Genomic DNA, 17,075 nt, shown 5'->3' with positions numbered 1-17,075 from the left:
TGGTCGCGTGAGGGGGTCGGAGGGCGGGTTCGCGCCGCCGATGGTGTGTGGGATGGCCGATGCGGAGTCTGCGCATCGGTTGATGCGGCGGCATCGTGAGTGCCGGATCGAGCGGTGCGCATGGAAGTGGGTCGCGTACTGCACGCTGGTGCACCTCGGGCGGCTCGCACCGCAAACCCTGAGCCCACGAGAACGGGCCTACCTGCGGGGAATCGAGTTTCCTTCGGCCGGTGCGGGTTCCCGCAGGCGGGCACACGCCCCGGGGGAGGAAGCAGCCGAATCCGCACCGCAGCTGATGGATACACCGACGCCGATCAGCCAACCCACCCCGGCAGGGCCCGATTCGGACGGCGATAGTCCGGTGTCCGTTGCGATGACCGACGTCGCGACCCTGCGCCAGGTACTGGACGGGCTGACGCGCAAGACCGACGACGAAGGACGACGCAGGTGAACACAATGGATTCCTGGCAGATGCTCTCCAGTGTCGCCTCGGTGCTAGCCGGCTGCGGTATCGCGGTGCTCATCATCGGGTGTTTGTGGCCGACCGATCCGCCCCAGCACACACCGGCTCATCGGCGCGGATCCGCGCGGGGCCAAGTGCGCACGGTCGTCCGGCCGACGGCTTGGACCTGCGATCTGCCCTTGGCACCGTTGACCGTCGACGACGCGCACCAAGCGATGCGTCATCATCGCGAACACGACTGCGCGCGCAAACGGGCCGCGTTCGCCACGCTGGTCGCGACAGGGCGCATCAGACCCGATTCGTCGCGCCGGTCCCGCCGGTGGGAGGTGTCATGAACTTGTCGTCATATGCACGGTGTGAGCGAGGCCGACATCGGCGGCCACGTTCGACCGTGCCCCCGCGCTCCGTCCGCCAGCACTGGCGCGCCGAGCCGGCAAGGGATACACGATCTCGCGCGAAAAGCGCAGCTGCGTCCTACTGTTGAAGCAGGGGCGAGGGATCCGGCGGCACGGCGCTCAGTGGCCCCGCCATTTCGAGGAGGGACCATGTCGGACGACGACGGCCGTGAAAAGCCGGATCAGCACGACGATTCGCCGACCGTGCGATCACAGCCGATATCGCCTTCGTCGGCGCAGGGTGCGCAACCACCCGCGGGGGCGAATCCACCGGTCGCGCCGGGTGAGCCAGTGCCTGCGGCCGAACCTAACCGGCCACGAGCGGCGAGCCCACCGCCTGCGTCCATTCCGCAGGCCCGACCACAGCGCGCCTCCGAACCGAGCACGACCGGGGAGCCCAGTCCGCCCGGCAGCCCGAATCCGACTGCACTGCAACAGGGTCCGAGAGGTGGGACCACGCCGGTCCGCCCAGGCTCGGTCCTCGGGCCGAACCCGCCTGGGGCTTCACCTCCACCGGCGGAACCGAGTTCGACCATCGCGCCAAGTCAGCCTGCGGCCTCACCTACCCACGCCGGACCGAACCCGACCAACGGACCGAGTCAGCCCGCGACGCCACCACCAAGCCCTACCAGCGCGCCGAATCAGCCTGCGGCGCCATCATCCGCTGGACCGAATCCAGCAACCTTGCCGAAGCAACCGCCCCGCCCGTCCCCGGGTTCGCAGCCGTTCGCCGGACCGGTCCCGCCCCCTTCCGGCCCTTTCCTCAGTGCGGCGTGGCCGTCTACCCCGCCTGGCGCTGGACCGACCCCGCCTGCGATACCGCAGCCACCGACTCCGACGTACCAGCCACCCGGCCCGTACCCGCCCACGGCATCATCACCGGCGGGCACGCCGCCCCCGCCGCATGCGGCGTACCCGCCGCGTACCCCGAACTCGCCGCCGGGCCCCTACCCGCCTCCGGGCCCGTACTCGCCGCCGACCTCACCGTCATCGAGCCCGTATCAGGTCCCGGCCCAAGGCTATTCAGTACCGGACCGACACCCGATCCCGTCACCCGGCAACCAGGTGCCACCCGGCCAGGCCCCACCGGCCGGCCCGTTTCCCCCGAACACGGGGTACTGGTTCGATCCGCAGCACGGCGGTCCACCTGCCCCGCCCCCGCGCAGACGCCGCACGTTGCTCATCGCGTCGCTGGTGCTTCTCATCGTCTGCGCGCTCGGGATAGGGGGCGGGGTCGCGCTCTGGCAGCTCAACGACAGCGGACCCACCGCCGAGCAGCGCGGACGGGCAGCCTTGGCGACCGCTCAGCTGCGGCTGCTGGATACGCCCGCGACACATTTCACCGGAACGGTGAAGCCGAGCGGTGCGTCGGTCGGACGGCTCCAGGTGGATCTCACCATCACCAATGTCGGCGACGCGACCGGCACGGTATCGGTGCGCGACGGCGTGCAGATGGACTATCTCGGCGTCGGTGGGAAATCCTTCCTACAGGGCGATGAGCAGGCTTGGCTCGCTTTCGGCGAATCCGCCGACGATGCCGCCCGATACGCGGGGGTACCGGTGCTGATCGGGCCCGAACGCTTCGGCTTCGATCTGGCGAGCACATTGGCCCCGGCTCGGCTGGCATTGGCACTCGACCCGGACGCCGAGCGCGGCGAAGACGTCACCATCGGTGCGCCGATCGAGATCGACGGCCATGAGTCCACTCCGGTCACGAGCGGCTCGATCACCACCTATCTGAGCAATCTCGACCCGGCCGACGAACCGGGCGCCGACGGGTCTGACCGACCGGTCATCGACCGCATCGTCAGCGCCTCGTCATCCGGTGAATCCGGCGGTGACGAGGAGCTACCCGAGTTCACCCTCGACCCGGTACGCGGCGAAAGCGACGATGCCGATGGAATGTACGAGGAGCTGCCCGGACGGGTGGACGGGCTTGGCGATGCCGTCGATTCCCGGGTCGAGCTGGGCGGCAACGTCAACGGCCACTTCTTGCAGAACCCGTGCTTGGGCACCTGCACAATCCAGTTCGTCATCAGCAATACGGTGACGACCTCCCCTGATATGCGGGTCACCACCGTCGCATTCGATTACACCGTCACCATGCAGTCGTCGGTGCCGATCGCGCTCGGGGCGGGGTGCAACGGCAGCGGCACCATGCCGGCCAACGGCTCGACCACCCTGTCGTGCAGCGCGACCTACAACCCGCAGCTGATCCCGGCCGGGCAGACCCGCCCGATCACGGCCACCATCCAGATGACCGTGCGCGCGCTCGATCCACAGCAGGTCACCGAGCTCCGTGACAAGACCGCCGACCGGGGCCGCAAGGTAAAGGACATCGCCGAGGAGGCACCGAACAGCTACCGCCGCTATACCGAAACCGGCGGCACCCTCCCGCAACCGAAGTGGACCCAGCGCTATGACCGCGCGAACAGTTCCGCACAGGAGCGCGGCAGTGCCGGGCAGCCGATGCGCGAGGATCAGGTCGCGAAGGTGTCCAGCGTCATGGATCGCCTCGGCATGTCCGGGCCCGAGAAACAGAAAACGATCCAGGCATTGCGCAATGCGCGCAGCACTCCGATGGGCGCCGAGGCCGCCGACATCATCGGGAAGGGGCATCTCGCCGGCGCCGAGGGTTTCAAAGATCTGGTGTCGAAGTTCCGCGGACCAGCCGCTGCCCGGCCCGCGGCCATGCAGGAACTGCGCCTCGGCGACGAGTTGTACCGGCGGGGCAGTCGTGATCTGGTGTTCGGGCGGACGCAAGAAGGTCAGGGACGCTATGACATCGATGTCGGCGTCAAAGGTCCCGACGGTCGTGTGCTTTTCGCCTACCAGGCCAAGGAGGTTTCCTCGATCAAGGGCATCCGGTCGGCGACAGCATCGGTGGTCAAACAACTCGTGGACGCGCCCGCCGATCGGAAGGTGGGCATCCTCGAGGTGGCCGCCCCGTCGACCGCGCTGGACCCCGATACGCTGCGATCGCTGACCGACAGATCCACCTCCAGCGGTATCGCTTTTGTCGTGCGCTTTTCCGACGGTAAGGAGCTGACCATCCCCGACGGCACGAAAGTCTTCCCGGAATGATCGCGGCCCAGCCGCTTCGGGCGCCGGCGTTCTCATTCGTCTGGACCTGGTGGCCGACCGGAGTCGGGCTAGGGGTGGCGGCCCAGTTCGAGCTGGCGGCCCGGCTCACATCCTGCGCCGCGCAGCACGGTCTGCTATCTCCGGCGCAGGTGAGTTGCCGTTGGCTGATCGAAGGCCGGATCGCGCCCGGCGCACACTCCACGATCGCGGTGGCCGGGGGGCTCGCCGATCCCGCGCTGGCGGCGCTCATGGAATCCGCCCGCCCGGCCGAGCTCCCCGCCCACGCGACGATCGGCGCCATCACCGTCACCGGCCCAGGCACCCGCTTCGACGCCCTCGGCGCACCGCACACCGACAACGAGCTGCTGCGCCTGACCGTCGACCTCACCGGCTCGGAACCGATGGTCGATATCGAGGTCTACCACGACATCTGGCTGACCCACGACTTCCATGGTCGCCCGCATCCGGAGATCCACCAGTACAACGCCCCCCGATTGGCCGCCACACTCGCCGACTTCGACGCAGCGCTGACCGTCGCGGCCGAGCCAGGGCCGCCCTCGACCTTCGGCACCCCGCAACCTCGGGGCATCGAACCTCCACTCGATGACGATGGCGCACCCATGGACGTCACCGATTGGTTGTGAACCGTGGTCGGGCCGGCGGTTGCCGAGGTTGCCGGCACGTCCACCACTTGCAGGGTCAGATCAAGCGTTTCGATGACCGAGGTAGTGCCTGCAGCTGGCGCTCAGTCCCGGCCGGCGACGCCGATCCGTTGGCGGAGATCGGTTTCGGGCAAGGTCAGCGCCGTGTGCGCCGGACGCCCGGCACCCCGTGACCGTTCGGCCAAGCCGCGCAGTGCCTCGTTCCGTTCCTCGAGCGCTTCGGCAGTGGTCGGAAACAAGGCGGCCGCACCCACGCCGACCTGGGCCTGATTCAGCTCGACGAATCCGCGAAGGGTGCTGTCATAGGCGGCGAACGCCATCGTGTGATCACGGTGGGTGGCCAGCGCATCAGCGAGCATGTAGGCGCCGACGAGCGCGAGGCTGGACCCCTGCCCGGTCAGAAATGACGGGGCGTAGGCCGCATCGCCGACCAAGACGACCCGTCCACTGGACCAGTTCGGCATGCGGATTTGGCTCACCGAGTCGAAGAACAGCTCGCTCGCCTGGCGCATGCCGTCTACCAGTGCCGGGATCTCCCATCCGTCATCAGCGAAGGCGGCGGCGATCAGCTCACGGTGGGCCAAGGGGTCGCGGATGGTCTCGAATGACGGTTCGGGATGAGCGAAGGTGAGCATGGCGTGCAGCTCGGTGCTGTCTCGGACGGCGTAGAGGGCCGCGCCTCTCCCCGGGGTGTTCCAGACAAGACCTTCATGTGAGAGTCCGGAGCTGTTGGGCACGGTGAACACCGCAACGCAGTAGCCCAGATAGTGGTGGAACTGTCGCTCGGGGCCGAACCCGAGTTCTCTTGTGCGCGAATGTATCCCGTCCGCACCCACGACCAGATCGAAGCGGCGCCGGCGGCCGCTGTGGAAGGTGACATCGACACCGCGCTCCTGGTCGTCGGTGAGCTCGGCAATGGAATCGTCGAAGACGAACTCGACCTCGTCATCGACGGCCGCGTAGATGACATCGGTCAGATCCCCGCGCGGAACCTCGACATCGCGGCCCTCGACTCCGCCGCTCAACCCTTGTGGATGAACCACCGCCGCCACACCGCCATCGGCGTCGAGGAAGGTCATTCGACGCGACTCGATATGCGCCTGCCGGAGCTGCGACAGGATCCCCATCCGGCTCGCCACCTCCACCGCAGTGCCGCGCACATCGATCGGGTACCCGCCGCGCCGCACTCCGCTGGACTTCTCCACCACTGTTACCGCGAACCCGATCCGGTCCAGCCAGAACGCCACCGCGATCCCCGCGATACTCGCCCCGGAAACCAGGATCGAACCTTTCGATCCGGTTGCCCTGCCCATTCGCCATCAACTCCCAACTCTGTTGTGAGACATTCGAAACCAACTGCGGTGACCGTCGACCGACGAAGTCGTCAGCGTCGGCCCGGGTTCCTCACACCGGGTTCACCGCGAGGTCGGGCGAGTGCGAGTCGCGGCGTGCGCTTCGCATGAGCAGCACAGCGAGCACCGTGGCGACCGCGAACGCACTCGACGACATGGCGACATAGCTGAACACGCCGGTCGCGGTGTTCACCGTTTCGCCGTCGACGACCACGGCAGTCGAGGCGAGTACGGCCGCGCCCACGAAGTTCAGGACCACTGATCCGATCGAGACCATGACCGCGACCAGGCTCGACACGATGCCCTGCCGGTCAGCGGTGGCCGAGCTGCCCGCCATAGTGAAACCGGCGGTACCCATCGCACCTACCGTCACGCCCAGCAGGAACGCGCAGCAGAGCGCGGCGAAAAGGTGGGAAACACCGAGGAACATCCCGACGGACACGACCGTCCCGAGCAGGACAGCGCCCGCCAAGGTCGCGGCCGGGCCGATCCGTGCGGCAAGCCAGCCCGACCCCGGACCGCCCAGCAGGACGCCGAATCCCGGCGCGGCCAGCAATAGTGCCACTGATCCCTGGCCGGCCAATCCATAACCGAGCTGCTGATCCGCCGATACGTCACCTAGGAGTGGGATGAGCTGAAGCATGCTCAAATAGGCACCGGCTCCCAGGAACACCACCAGGAGCGTCAGCACCAGAGGCCGACCGAGGCCACGAATGTCGATCAGGGGATCGGGCTTTCGCCTCGAGTCCACCACCCACCAGGCCAGGGCCGCGCCGCCACCGACGAGCATCGCCAGCGGGCCGACCGACAGCCAGCCGAGGTCCGATCCGAGGCTGATGTAGCCGAGGACCCCGGCCAATCCTGCGCCGAGCCGGAGTGCGCCGCCGACGTCGATCGAGCCCCGCGTCTCGATCAGGGATTCCGGTAGGAGGCCGCGCACACAGATCGCCATCGCGATGGCAACGAAACTCGATGCGAGAAACAAGATCTGGAAGCCGAACGCCATGGCCAGTTTCTCGATCAGGAAACGCGACGCGATGTTGAGTAGCGCGGAGCCGGAGGTCACGATGCCGACGACGATCATCGCGATACGTGGCGCGCACACACTTCGCACGATGGCGACGGAAAGGAATACGGCGGCCAGAGCCGCGCCCTGCAACATGCGGCCAGCCACGAACACCCAGATGTTGGGGGCCACCGCGCATACGAGGGCGCCCGCGCTGCTGATGAGCAAGGTCAGCACGAGCACCCTGCGTTTGCCGAAGATATCGGCACTCTTTCCGAGCAGGGGCGACCACATCACGCCCGCCAGCATCGCGGTGGCGTTGAGCCATGCGGCCTGGTCGGTACCGAAATGGTCGAGCATCTCCGGCAGAACGAGCAGCGGAGCGGTGATCGCGGAGTCGGTCACGAAGTTCACCATGACCAGGACCGCTACCAGGCCGATGAGCGGCCCGTTCCATCTCGTGTGCAGCCCGACGCTCGAAGGCTTGCTGTGCGGCATTGCGGCTCCTTGCTCTGCGCTCACGGCGGTACCGGCGGGCGTCAAGCGTTGACGACCGGAACCGAGCACTGCGGTTGGCCCGCGGTCACCGCGAGGCGAGCGACATAAGATACGTTCAGGTTTCTTATGGTCAGAGTAGAGTCGGACATAAGAAACGTCAACGTATCTAAGGAGAGACGTGGAACGACGGCGCGGCGACGCGCTCGAGGCAGCGATCCTCGACGCGGCATGGGACGAGTTGACGGCACGGGGGTACACGGACCTGACCATCGACTCCGTCGCCCGGCGAGCCGGCACCAGCAAACCGGTGCTCTACCGGCGCTGGGCAGACAAACAGAAGCTGGTCGAGGCGGCAGTCGTCCGCAGCTATGCCGTCGAGCCGATCATTGCGGCCGACACCGGTAGCCTGCGCGGTGACCTGATCGCCACCCTCACCGAGCTGAGCGAGAAGCGAGCACCGTTCCTCGCCCAGCTCAGCGTGCTAATGGCCGGCTACTTCGCGGAAACCGACAGCAGCTTCGCCAGACTGAGCGACATGTTCCGCGCCGGACGCCGCTCCGGACGCGACGAGATCATGAATCGCGCCATCGAGCGCGGCGAACTCGATCCGGCCAAGCTCACGCCACGGATCGCCGCCCTCCCCTTCGATCTGATTCGTGGCGAAACGATCATGGCGCTACGGCCGGTCACACCCGAGGTGATCGAGGAGATCGTCGACACGATATTCCTTCCCCTGGTCCGCTAGTCGCTACCCAGCCACCACCGCGCGGCTTGCGAACCGCCGGACGACGCCGTGCATCGGCGCCGATCCGCAGTGCGCCGCAGCGTTTTCCCGCACCAGCGATTTACCGCTCACATGGGGGCGGCGTCGAGATGATCAGTCCCGGTCCGGCACCAGCACGCCGAGCAGCCAGTTCACCACCGTGACGATGAGCGCGCCCCAGAACGCAGCCCAGAAGCCGTCGATGCGCAGGCCGTATTCGGTGAACTCGGTGATCCAGGCGGTGAGCCACAGCATCAGGGCATTGACCACCAGCAGGAACAGGCCGAGGGTCACGATGACCAGTGGTAGCGACAGCAATTGCACTATCGGCTTGATGAGGGCGTTTATCGCGGTGAACACCGCGGCGACGGCCAGCAGGGTGATGATCTTGGCGCCATTTCCCTGATCCTCCGGACTGATGATGTCGATCTTGTCGATCCACGTCGCGGCCAGCCAGATGGCGAAGGCGTTGATGATCAACCGAAGCACAAGCTGCATGCAGCCATGCTAGGCCGGGCCGGGCGGTATTCGCTGGCACAAACGCGGATCGGCGCGAGCTCAGGCTGCCTGATCCAGCAGGGCATGCGCCCGAGTGCGCAGCGAGTCAACCGATTCCGGGCCGCCAACCAACGCCGTCGTTGTCGCGTTGGGTGCGCGGAGGATGCCCAGGAGGATGTGGCCGGACTCGATGCCATTGTCTTTGCGGGCCAGCGCTTCTCGAAGAGCGAGCTCGAGCACTTTCTTCGCGTCGCGGGAGAACCGGATGTGACCGAAATTCGAGCCCCTGCCCCGGCCGAAGAACCCACGTGGTTCCGGCGGCTCCGCGAGCTCGAGCGCGTCCTCGCCGAAGGTCGCCTCGAGACTGTCGCGCACGGCATCGAGATCGATGCCGATGGAACGCAGTGCTTCGGCATCGCGGTCACCGAGCGGTTCGTTCTTCCCCTCCTCGGCCAGCGAGGCGGCCACGCCATCGTGGGTGAGTCCTGCCGCCGCCAGCATGTCCTTCATCGCGGGCTCGGCCTGGGACAGCACACCGAGCAGGACATGTTCGACCCGAATCTCCGGCGCCCGCAGCTGCCTCGCTTCTTCCTGCGCGACGACCACCGCCATCTTGGCGTTCTTGGTGAACCGTTCGAACATCAGCGGCCCCTGCCTCTCCGGTTGTATTTCTGATGCACCGCTTGTTTGCTGACCTCGAGCGCGTCCGCGATCGCCTGCCACGACCAGCCCTGATCCCTGGCGTTGGTCACCTGGATCGCTTCGAGCCGTTCGAGCAGCCGCCGCAGCGCCAGCACCGCCCGCAACCCGACTTCCGGGTCCGGACTGCCGGCCGCCGCCGCCAGCGTGGTTGCTTCCGTCATGATGTCAATTTTGATTGACGATCGCGTTGTTGTCAATCAAAGTTGACTTCAGGATGCGGTGACGCCGGGTACAAAAAGTGCGAAACGGCCGCCGCGACATCTCGAATCGAGAGTGTTGCGACGGCCGTGAAAACGCGACGTGCCAGGCGCCGCCGATTCAGCAGATCAGCCGGTGTTCACCCATTCGCGACCGCACCCAACTGCTCGCGCAGCCGGTACTTCAGCACCTTCCCCGACGCGTTGCGCGGCAGCGCGTCGACGAACTCCAACCGCAGCGGCACCTTGTACCCCGCCAATTCACCGCGCGCGAATTCCCGCAGTTCATCGAGCGTCAGTGCGGCACCGGCCTGCAACGCGACGACAGCGGTGACAGCCTCACCCCACTTTTCATGCGGGAGCCCGAGCACCGCCACCTCCGCCACCGCCGGATGCTGGTACAGCACGTTCTCCACCTCGGCCGGGTAGACGTTCTCACCGCCGGTGATCACCATGTCCTTGACCCGATCGACCACGTAGACGAATCCGTCCGCGTCGGCCTGACCGATATCGCCGGTGTGGAACCAGCCCTCAGCATCGATGACCGAGTCGGTGGCGGCCCTGTTGTTCCAGTACCCCGTCATGACCTGCGGCCCGCGCACGCAGATCTCACCGCGCTCACCATCGGGAACCGGGTTGTTGTCCGGGTCGACCAGGCGGACATCCGACAGCGGCAGTACCTTGTGGCCTGCCGCGCCGATCCGCGTCGCGACATCATCGGTGGACAGCACCAGCGCCAGGGGTGCGGTCTCGGTGAGGCCGTAGCCCTGCGCGAACGGTACACCGCGCTCGCCGTAACGGGTGATCAGCGCTTCCGGCACCGGCGCACCACCGCAGATGAAGGTGCGCACGCTGGACAGATCCGTGGTCGCGAACTGCGGCACCTGCGACATGAACAGATACATCGCAGGCACACCGAACATCGTGGTGACCTTGTGTTCGGCGATCAGCGCCAGCGCCTGCGCCGGATCGAACGCCGGCATCAGTACCAGGTGAGCGCCCTTCTGCAAACACACCAGTGTGGTGACGTTCAACCCGCCGATATGGAACAGCGGGGCACACACCAGGGAGACGTCGTCGTGGGTCGTGTCGAAGGACAACAGCGCGTTGACGTTGTTCCAGAACAGATTTCCGTGAGTGAGCATCGCCCCCTTCGGGCGCCCGGTGGTGCCCGACGTGTACATGATGACCGCGACCTCATCGGAGTCCGGGTGCCTGGGTTCGGCGATCGGCTCACGGGCCGCCAGCAGGTCGTCGAGGGTCTGCCAACCGGGCCGTGCCGTCAGCGAAATCGTGCGCCGCACCCCGGATTCGGCGCACACCGGGTCCACCACCTCGGCCCGTTCCGCATCGGCGATCAGAGTGTGCACACCCGCATCGGACAGGATGTAGCCGAGTTCGGCGGCTGCGAGCCGGAAGTTGAGCGGGACGAACACCGCTCCGGCACGGGAAGCCGCGAACAGGGTGACCAGGAAATCCGGATGGTTCAACCCCAGATAGCCGATTCGGTCGCCGGGTTCGACCCCACCGGCGATCAGCTCCGCGGCCAGCCGGTCGATGCGATCGAGCAAGGCGCCATAGGTGATCGTCTGCCCTTCGAAGGTTACGGCCGGACGCGCCGGGCCGGACGCGGCCCTGCGTCCGATCCAGGAACCGAGGTCGGTCGGCGGGGTGATCATCGGCATACCTCCAGGTCACCGTCATGTGTGGCTTGTTCACTGTGACGGGCGTCTCGCTGATTTCGCGCCAGCCTATTACGGACGTCGCCCGTCGTAAATAGGTAAAATGAGACCAGTGCCACAATATGTCGGTGGTTGAGACGCGACGTGCCGGGCGCCCACGTGATCCGGAGCTGGAGCAGCGCGCCCGACAGGCCGCCCGCTCGGTCTACGCCGAGCGCGGGTGGAGCGGTTTCACGCTGGACGAGGTCGCGCGGCGATCCGGTATCGGCAAGGGGTCGCTGTATCTACGGTGGCCGTCGAAAGAGGCGCTGCTGGTCGATGCGGTCCGGTCCCGGATCCGGTTCATCGCCGATATCGACACCGGCGACCTGCGTACCGATCTGATCGAGTTCGCCACCAGCTGGTTGGCCCACGAAAGCACCGATGACGGGTCGCTCGCCCGCCAGCTGTCGGCTGACGCGCACCGGGTAGCGAAATTGGGCGAAACCATCGCCGGAGACCCCTATCCGGAGCATCTGCGGGCGACCCGCGCGATCATCCGACGCGGCATCGAACGCGGGGAACTGCCCGCGAAGACCTCGGTCGCCCTGGTCGCCGACCTGATCGCGGGAGCGGTGTCCAACCACGTCACCGCGACACCAGCCCACCTGCGTGACCGAGCGAAAGCCGAGTCCGCGGCCTATATCGCCGCTTTGGTGGACACGATCATCGCCGGAGTTCGCGCGACCGTCGGCCGAGGGCACGATTCGACCACCGAATCAGCGTCAGCCGATGGCGTTGCTGCCCGCGATCGGCCGAAGGCGGCCCGATCCGGCCAACCAGGATAGGCAGCGCCGGGTCACGCGACGCCGCACCGACAACATCCGGGCGAGCCGACGATCAGCCGCGCCAGATACCTGTCGCGGCGAAATCGGCCAACACTCCGGACGGTTCGCCGAGATCGAAGCCCTGTTCGGCCACCCATTGGTCGTCGAAATACGTTCCCGCGTACCGATCACCGCCGTCGCAGAGCAGGGTGACCACGCTGCCGGTGCGCCCCTCCGACAGCATCTCGGCGATCAGCGCGAACGCACCCCACAGGTTCGTGCCGGTCGAGCCGCCGACGCGGCGGCCCAGTACCCGGCTCGCATGACGCGCCGTGGCGATCGACGCCGCATCCGGCACCTCGATCATCCGGTCCACCACCTGCGCGATGAACGAGGGCTCCACCCGCGGACGACCGATGCCTTCGATCCGCGACGGCATACCCGTCTGATATCCGGGGTCGCCGGTTTCGTAGCCGCCGTAGAACGCGGAGTTCTCCGGGTCGACGATCGCCAGTTTCGTGGCATGCCTGCGGTAGCGGATGTATCGGCCGATGGTGGCACCGGTACCGCCGGTGCCGGCACCGGTGACGATCCAGTCCGGGACCGCGTGATTCTCCAACTGCAACTGCTGGAAGATCGATTCGGCGATGTTGTTGTTGCCGCGCCAGTCGGTGGCCCGCTCGGCGTGGGTGAACTGGTCCATGTAGTGGCCACCGCATTCGGCGGCCAGCCGTGCGGCCTCGGTGTACATCTCCGGCGGGCGCTGCACGAAATGACAGCGGCCGCCCTGTGCTTCGATCAGGGCGATCTTCTGCGGCGACGTACTCGCGGGCATCACCGCGACGAAGTCCAAGCCGAGCAGTTTGGCGAAGTACGCCTCACTCACCGCCGTCGACCCCGACGAAGCCTCGACCACCGTGGTGTTCTCGGTGATCCAGCCATTACACAGGGCATACAGGAACAGCGAGCGGGCCAGCCGGTGCTTCAGGCTGCCGGTGATGTGGGTGGATTCATCCTTCAGGTAGAGCTGGATGTCCCACTCGACCGGCAATGGATACCGCAGCAGATGGGTGTCGGCGCTGCGCTGAGTGTCGGCATCGATCAGCCGGACGGCATTGTCGACCCAGGCACGCGGCGCGCTCCGGTCGACGTACTTCACGCCTTCGACCCGCCCTCGTCGCCGGGTTCGTCACCGCGCAGGCGGGCGCGCAGCTGCGCCTTGTCCTGACGACGGCGTTCGTCGACCACGGCGATGTCCTCGTTGACCTTGGTGCGCAGGCCCTTGAACAGGGTCAGCGACAGCGGCATCGCGATGATGAGCGCGAACAGGGCGGCGACCACCAGCGGGATCTCCACGTCGATCAGCCTGGCGATCAGCATGATCACCGCGGTGATGACGACGACCATCCCCAGCCGGGCGACCGTGTAGAGGGCCAGGTTGCGGGCCAATCGCCCACCCGTCGAACCACTGGTTTGCGGGGCGGATGCCCCTTCCGGTCGAGATGCGTCACTCACGAAGTCCAGAGTAGGCGGCTGTCTCGCCTTCGCTCGACCCGGCGCCCCAAGCGCAGGTCAGAATGGACACTCGACCCGGCGCTCCCAAGTGCGAGCAACGGCGCGATATCCGATTTGTCCATTACCTCCCCTTTACCAACTGTAGGTCATTCGAGTACCTGGGGGTCGCGGTGCGACTATGGCGGCATCTTGATGAGGGATAGTTAGTGTCGAGAACGGAGAGTTTGCTATGACCGCGATCACCGTCGGCGGCCAGGACACCCTGCTGACGCCCGGCCAGGTTGCCGCACTGTTCCATGTCGATCCGAAGACCGTCACTCGGTGGGCACACGCCGGCCGACTCGGATCGCTGCGCACCCCGGGTGGGCACCGCCGGTTCCGTGAGTCCGAGGTCATGCAGCTGCTGAGGTCGCTCACCACGGAGGCAACCGCCCGCTGATCGGCCCTCGCCGACACGCCACGCACTCGGTCCGCGCACGGGCCGGCGTGGCCGGGTATCGCACGTCTCGATGCGCACCTACCCGCCCCAGGTCTACCCTCGGTAGCAGGAGGTGAGCGACGTGACGTACCTGTTGGCACTCATCGCGGTCGTGGCGATCGCGGTGCTGTGCTGGAAGGCGTTCGGCCCCGACCGAGGTGCGGGTATCTCCGCACCGATCCGGCGCGCCCCCAAGCGCGTGGTCGGCCCGGATGACGACCCCGAATTCCTCTGGCGCATCTCCCGCCAGCAACACCGGGACGGCGATCCCGGTCCCACCGAGCACTGAGCGGCACGCCCGCGCGCCGAGCTCGCCGTAGGTGGATTACCTGCGCGGTTTCGTCGCGGGCGTGACCAGCGAACCGCACCGGACGCGTCGCTCAGATGCCATCCTCCGCGCGCTCCCCTGACGCCGGCCGATCGCCCGCATCGCGCAGCTCACTCGCGTCGTCGAACAGCGGCAAGCCCTCGCTCACGCGGAGCCGATCGGCGATCATCGCCAAGTGTCGCTGTGATTCCTCCGACAGCCCGGTCGCTGTCCGCACCAACCGCCGTAGGGCGCTTCCATCAACGCCCCCGATGTTCGATATCCCGACCCGGCCCCCGACGAAGTTCCCAGCATCCACGAGCAACCCTCCTCGAGCTTTCGCGCGCACCGGCAACCGCGCACTACCTCGAAGGACACTCGATCAGGGTGATCGGCACGCGAGTTGATCAGTGATACATGTCACCTACAGTCGCGCATACCTCGAAGCCACCCACGAGTGGCACCCGGCCGAGGCAAACGCGAGTTCGCCTCTCACTCAGGTGCCACTCGGCGGCCTCCCCGGGGAGGGTAGGTTCAGCGCGCGCCGATCGGCTTGCCGAAGAATGAGACGAGGGTTTCGCCGATAACCGAACCCATGAACTCCAGCTGCCCCGGGGTGCCGAGCATCGAGGCGGCGTCGGCGGTGGTGCAGCCAGGGGTGGTCGGAACTCCGTTGAGGCGGTCGCGCATCCACAGCAGGGCGCTCGGGCCTCCGGTTACCTCGGCGACGATGTGCTCACTCGCGTGGTCACGGGTGTAGTGGACCTGCGCGTTCGGGTCCTTGCAGTAGGTGTCGACGAGTTGGTTAGTCGAGTGCAGCGGCAGGATTTCGTCCCAGGCGGAATGCCAGATGAACATGGGCATTTCGGGAACCGACTGGCCCATGCGGGTGTCGTCGAGCATTGCCGCGACCGCCGGATCGCGCAGCGGGTCACCTGGGGAGCGCATCATGCCCTTCATATTCAGGAAGGGGAGCAGGGCGGACTGATACTGCACGCACAGAGGCGCTTTGATCGTCATCAGGGCCTTGCCGAGCGGGTCGAGATTGCGATCCAGGAAGGTGGCGAACTCGGGGTATTCGCGGGACAAGCCCATCACAGCGGCGAAGACGAGACCCGAGGTGGCCTGGTTGTTCGACATCTCCAGCGCCGCACCGAGATCGGCACCGACGCCGCCCATCGCGGTGGCGGCGATGTTCAATTCGGGCGCGTAGGACTTGTGCAGTTCGGCGGCGTGCCCGGTGGCGATGGAACCACCGGAGTAGCCGTACATCCCGACCGGCGATTCCGATCCGACCTCCAGCGGGGCGAACGAGGTCGCCGCCCGGATACCGTCGAGAGTGATGCGCCCGGCCAGCGGTCCGGCCGCGTATGCCGAGTTCGGACCCTGATGATCCGGGATCACAACCGCCCATCCCTGCTGCAACGCGGCCTGCGCGAAGACGAACTCCGCGGGCGCCACGATCTGCCCGACGAACGACGCCACCGAAAGATGTTGCAGCGCATAAGAGGGCGTGCAGTAGCCGGCAGTGGAATCCTCAGCGATCTGCACCGACAGCAGTTTGCGTGGATCGGGCGAGGCACCGCGCGGCTTGATCAGCGTGGCGACGGCGGGGATGGCCTCGTCGCGGCTGTTGTTGGACCGGTAGGAGACCTGCCAGGCGTCGACGTTGAGCGGGATGATTCCGAAGTTGGCGACATTGACCTGGCGTGCCGCGATGATCTCACCGTGCGCTTTCGCGGCCACTACATCGGCGGGCGGGTGATAGAAGCCGGGATCCAGCTCAGGCGGCAACGGCAATACTCGAGCCGGTTCGATCGGCGGCGCCGCGGGCTCGGCCCACGCGGGCGTGCCGACCACCGCGACCACGGCGACGGCGCTGAGCGACAGTGTGCAGATCCGGCGGACCCACCCCGATTCGGTCTTCATCGACCCACATCCTTATGAACGATTTGAGACGCCTACGTCTCAACTTCGGCGCCCACTATGGCACGGATGTGTCCCAGATCGCAATCATCCGGTGATATCGGGTAGCACCAACGCGAGCAGAAGCGTCGACAGCACCTCGAGCAGATCATCGACCGGTGGGCGCGGACGTTGGTGGCTCCACTGATGCACCGCGCCGTTGACCGCCCCGATGAACGCCGCCATCGCGATACCCCACCCACCTGGCGGAGTCCGCACACCGGGCACAACCGCCGCGGTCGCCGCGATCGCCTCGCCCCATTCGTCACGCATTTGCGCGCGATGCCGTTCCACCGCGTCGCTGACCCCGACGATCTCCACGAATGCGACCTGCACCCAGCGCGGGTCATCGGTGATGGCGTGCACGTACGCACGCATTGCCGCCATGATCAGCACTCGCGGATCGGCACTCCCCGCACCCGCCAAGCCCTCCCGGAAGGCCGCGCGAGCCCGCTGCTGCACATGGTCGTACACATCGACCAGCAACTGCTCGCGCCCGGAGTACTGCTCGTAGAACTGCCGCCGCGACAGCCCCGCCGCCGCACACACATCCGAGATCGAACTCGCGGCATACGACTTCTCCGCGAAGACGGTCAACCCCGCCTCGAGAAACAGTGCCCGCCGCTCGGCCCGCCGCTCCGCCACCGATCGCCCGGCATAGTTGTGCCTGGTCCGCGCCGTACTCATCGCCAGCGCCCGGCC

17 protein-coding genes and 1 pseudogene are annotated in these 17,075 nt (G+C 66.8%); 7 read left to right on the top strand and 11 right to left on the bottom strand.

Annotated features, from left to right (window positions below; translation table 11 throughout):
* The 3 genes and pseudogenes from GV792_RS27645 to GV792_RS27635 all read left to right on the top strand — a co-directional run.
* Window positions 1-451 (top strand): annotated as a pseudogene (locus GV792_RS27645) (hypothetical protein); the annotation flags it as partial.
* A 1,583-nt stretch (window positions 452-2,034) separates the two neighbouring features.
* Window positions 2,035-3,942, top strand: coding sequence for a hypothetical protein (locus tag GV792_RS27640; RefSeq protein WP_163827924.1), 1,908 nt, complete (start codon window positions 2,035-2,037; stop codon window positions 3,940-3,942).
* A complete protein-coding gene (locus tag GV792_RS27635) occupies window positions 3,939-4,586 on the top strand; it encodes a hypothetical protein (RefSeq protein WP_163827923.1) in 648 nt (215 codons plus the stop codon). Before GV792_RS27640 ends, GV792_RS27635 begins: the two co-directional genes overlap by 4 nt.
* 101 nt (window positions 4,587-4,687) lie before the next feature.
* Here GV792_RS27635 and GV792_RS27630 read toward each other — a convergent pair whose 3' ends face one another.
* Together GV792_RS27630 and GV792_RS27625 are read right to left on the bottom strand one after the other, a co-directional pair.
* A complete protein-coding gene (locus tag GV792_RS27630; protein ID WP_163827922.1) occupies window positions 4,688-5,917 on the bottom strand; it encodes an FAD-dependent monooxygenase in 1,230 nt (409 codons plus the stop codon).
* 91 nt (window positions 5,918-6,008) lie between these two features.
* Complete coding sequence (locus GV792_RS27625; RefSeq protein ID WP_163827921.1) at window positions 6,009-7,460, bottom strand: MFS transporter; 1,452 nt, start codon at window positions 7,458-7,460, stop codon at window positions 6,009-6,011.
* Between the two features lie 178 nt (window positions 7,461-7,638).
* On the opposite strand from GV792_RS27625, the gene GV792_RS27620 reads away from it, so the two are divergent.
* The gene (locus GV792_RS27620; protein ID WP_163827920.1) at window positions 7,639-8,205 is read left to right on the top strand and encodes a TetR/AcrR family transcriptional regulator; all 567 of its coding nucleotides are present in this window, start codon (window positions 7,639-7,641) and stop codon (window positions 8,203-8,205) included.
* A gap of 132 nt (window positions 8,206-8,337) precedes the next feature.
* On the opposite strand, the gene GV792_RS27615 is transcribed toward GV792_RS27620, so the two are convergent.
* From GV792_RS27615 to GV792_RS27600, 4 genes are all read right to left on the bottom strand, one after another.
* Window positions 8,338-8,721, bottom strand: a complete 384-nt coding sequence (locus tag GV792_RS27615; RefSeq protein ID WP_163827919.1) for a phage holin family protein — start codon at window positions 8,719-8,721, stop codon at window positions 8,338-8,340.
* A 60-nt stretch (window positions 8,722-8,781) separates the two neighbouring features.
* Window positions 8,782-9,363 (bottom strand): Clp protease N-terminal domain-containing protein, encoded by a 582-nt coding sequence (locus tag GV792_RS27610; protein ID WP_163827918.1) that lies wholly within the window; start codon window positions 9,361-9,363, stop codon window positions 8,782-8,784.
* Window positions 9,363-9,584, bottom strand: coding sequence for a helix-turn-helix domain-containing protein (locus GV792_RS27605; RefSeq protein ID WP_163827917.1), 222 nt, complete (start codon window positions 9,582-9,584; stop codon window positions 9,363-9,365). The genes GV792_RS27610 and GV792_RS27605 overlap by 1 nt, the downstream gene beginning before the upstream one ends.
* A gap of 176 nt (window positions 9,585-9,760) precedes the next feature.
* Window positions 9,761-11,305: an acyl-CoA synthetase gene (locus tag GV792_RS27600; protein WP_163827916.1), complete on the bottom strand. Its 1,545-nt coding sequence runs from the start codon at window positions 11,303-11,305 to the stop codon at window positions 9,761-9,763.
* 125 nt (window positions 11,306-11,430) lie between these two features.
* On the opposite strand from GV792_RS27600, the gene GV792_RS27595 reads away from it, so the two are divergent.
* On the top strand, window positions 11,431-12,129 hold the full coding sequence (locus GV792_RS27595) for a TetR/AcrR family transcriptional regulator (protein WP_163827915.1): 699 nt from the start codon (window positions 11,431-11,433) through the stop codon (window positions 12,127-12,129).
* Between the two features lie 52 nt (window positions 12,130-12,181).
* On the opposite strand, the gene GV792_RS27590 is transcribed toward GV792_RS27595, so the two are convergent.
* A complete protein-coding gene (locus tag GV792_RS27590) occupies window positions 12,182-13,267 on the bottom strand; it encodes a PLP-dependent cysteine synthase family protein (protein WP_163827914.1) in 1,086 nt (361 codons plus the stop codon).
* Window positions 13,264-13,623: a DUF4229 domain-containing protein gene (locus tag GV792_RS27585; RefSeq protein WP_163827913.1), complete on the bottom strand. Its 360-nt coding sequence runs from the start codon at window positions 13,621-13,623 to the stop codon at window positions 13,264-13,266. Before GV792_RS27585 ends, GV792_RS27590 begins: the two co-directional genes overlap by 4 nt.
* 229 nt (window positions 13,624-13,852) lie before the next feature.
* Here GV792_RS27585 and GV792_RS27580 point away from each other — a divergent pair, with 229 nt between their 5' ends.
* Both GV792_RS27580 and GV792_RS27575 read left to right on the top strand, forming a co-directional pair.
* The gene (locus GV792_RS27580; RefSeq protein ID WP_163827912.1) at window positions 13,853-14,062 is read left to right on the top strand and encodes a BldC family transcriptional regulator; all 210 of its coding nucleotides are present in this window, start codon (window positions 13,853-13,855) and stop codon (window positions 14,060-14,062) included.
* Between the two features lie 121 nt (window positions 14,063-14,183).
* Window positions 14,184-14,390, top strand: coding sequence for a hypothetical protein (locus tag GV792_RS27575; RefSeq protein ID WP_163827911.1), 207 nt, complete (start codon window positions 14,184-14,186; stop codon window positions 14,388-14,390).
* 91 nt (window positions 14,391-14,481) lie between these two features.
* On the opposite strand, the gene GV792_RS29970 is transcribed toward GV792_RS27575, so the two are convergent.
* The 3 genes from GV792_RS29970 to GV792_RS27565 all read right to left on the bottom strand — a co-directional run bounded on the left by GV792_RS29970 (window position 14,482) and on the right by GV792_RS27565 (window position 17,060).
* A complete protein-coding gene (locus GV792_RS29970; RefSeq protein WP_256673898.1) occupies window positions 14,482-14,604 on the bottom strand; it encodes a hypothetical protein in 123 nt (40 codons plus the stop codon).
* A gap of 338 nt (window positions 14,605-14,942) precedes the next feature.
* Window positions 14,943-16,337: a lipase family protein gene (locus GV792_RS27570; protein ID WP_163827910.1), complete on the bottom strand. Its 1,395-nt coding sequence runs from the start codon at window positions 16,335-16,337 to the stop codon at window positions 14,943-14,945.
* Window positions 16,338-16,421: 84 nt separating this feature from the next.
* The gene (locus tag GV792_RS27565) at window positions 16,422-17,060 is read right to left on the bottom strand and encodes a TetR/AcrR family transcriptional regulator (protein WP_163827909.1); all 639 of its coding nucleotides are present in this window, start codon (window positions 17,058-17,060) and stop codon (window positions 16,422-16,424) included.
* Window positions 17,061-17,075 lie beyond the last annotated feature (15 nt).

Origin of the sequence: Nocardia cyriacigeorgica, assembly GCF_010868145.1 — a bacterium.
Lineage (GTDB): Bacteria > Actinomycetota > Actinomycetes > Mycobacteriales > Mycobacteriaceae > Nocardia > Nocardia cyriacigeorgica_D.
The sequence above is the reverse complement of the archived record's forward strand: the minus strand, read 5'-3'. Positions and strand labels throughout refer to the sequence as shown.

Excerpts from the sequence above, each read along its gene's own strand:
- GV792_RS27635 (WP_163827923.1), top strand. The coding sequence starts at position 3,939 with ATGATCGCGGCCCAGCCGCTTCGGGCGCCGGCGTTCTCATTCGTCTGG.
- GV792_RS27630 (WP_163827922.1), bottom strand. The coding sequence starts at position 5,917 with ATGGGCAGGGCAACCGGATCGAAAGGTTCGATCCTGGTTTCCGGGGCG.
- GV792_RS27625 (WP_163827921.1), bottom strand. The coding sequence starts at position 7,460 with ATGCCGCACAGCAAGCCTTCGAGCGTCGGGCTGCACACGAGATGGAAC.
- GV792_RS27615 (WP_163827919.1), bottom strand. The coding sequence starts at position 8,721 with ATGCAGCTTGTGCTTCGGTTGATCATCAACGCCTTCGCCATCTGGCTG.
- GV792_RS27610 (WP_163827918.1), bottom strand. The coding sequence starts at position 9,363 with ATGTTCGAACGGTTCACCAAGAACGCCAAGATGGCGGTGGTCGTCGCG.
- GV792_RS27605 (WP_163827917.1), bottom strand. The coding sequence starts at position 9,584 with ATGACGGAAGCAACCACGCTGGCGGCGGCGGCCGGCAGTCCGGACCCG.
- GV792_RS27600 (WP_163827916.1), bottom strand. The coding sequence starts at position 11,305 with ATGCCGATGATCACCCCGCCGACCGACCTCGGTTCCTGGATCGGACGC.
- GV792_RS27580 (WP_163827912.1), top strand. The coding sequence starts at position 13,853 with ATGACCGCGATCACCGTCGGCGGCCAGGACACCCTGCTGACGCCCGGC.
- GV792_RS27570 (WP_163827910.1), bottom strand. The coding sequence starts at position 16,337 with ATGAAGACCGAATCGGGGTGGGTCCGCCGGATCTGCACACTGTCGCTC.
- GV792_RS27565 (WP_163827909.1), bottom strand. The coding sequence starts at position 17,060 with ATGAGTACGGCGCGGACCAGGCACAACTATGCCGGGCGATCGGTGGCG.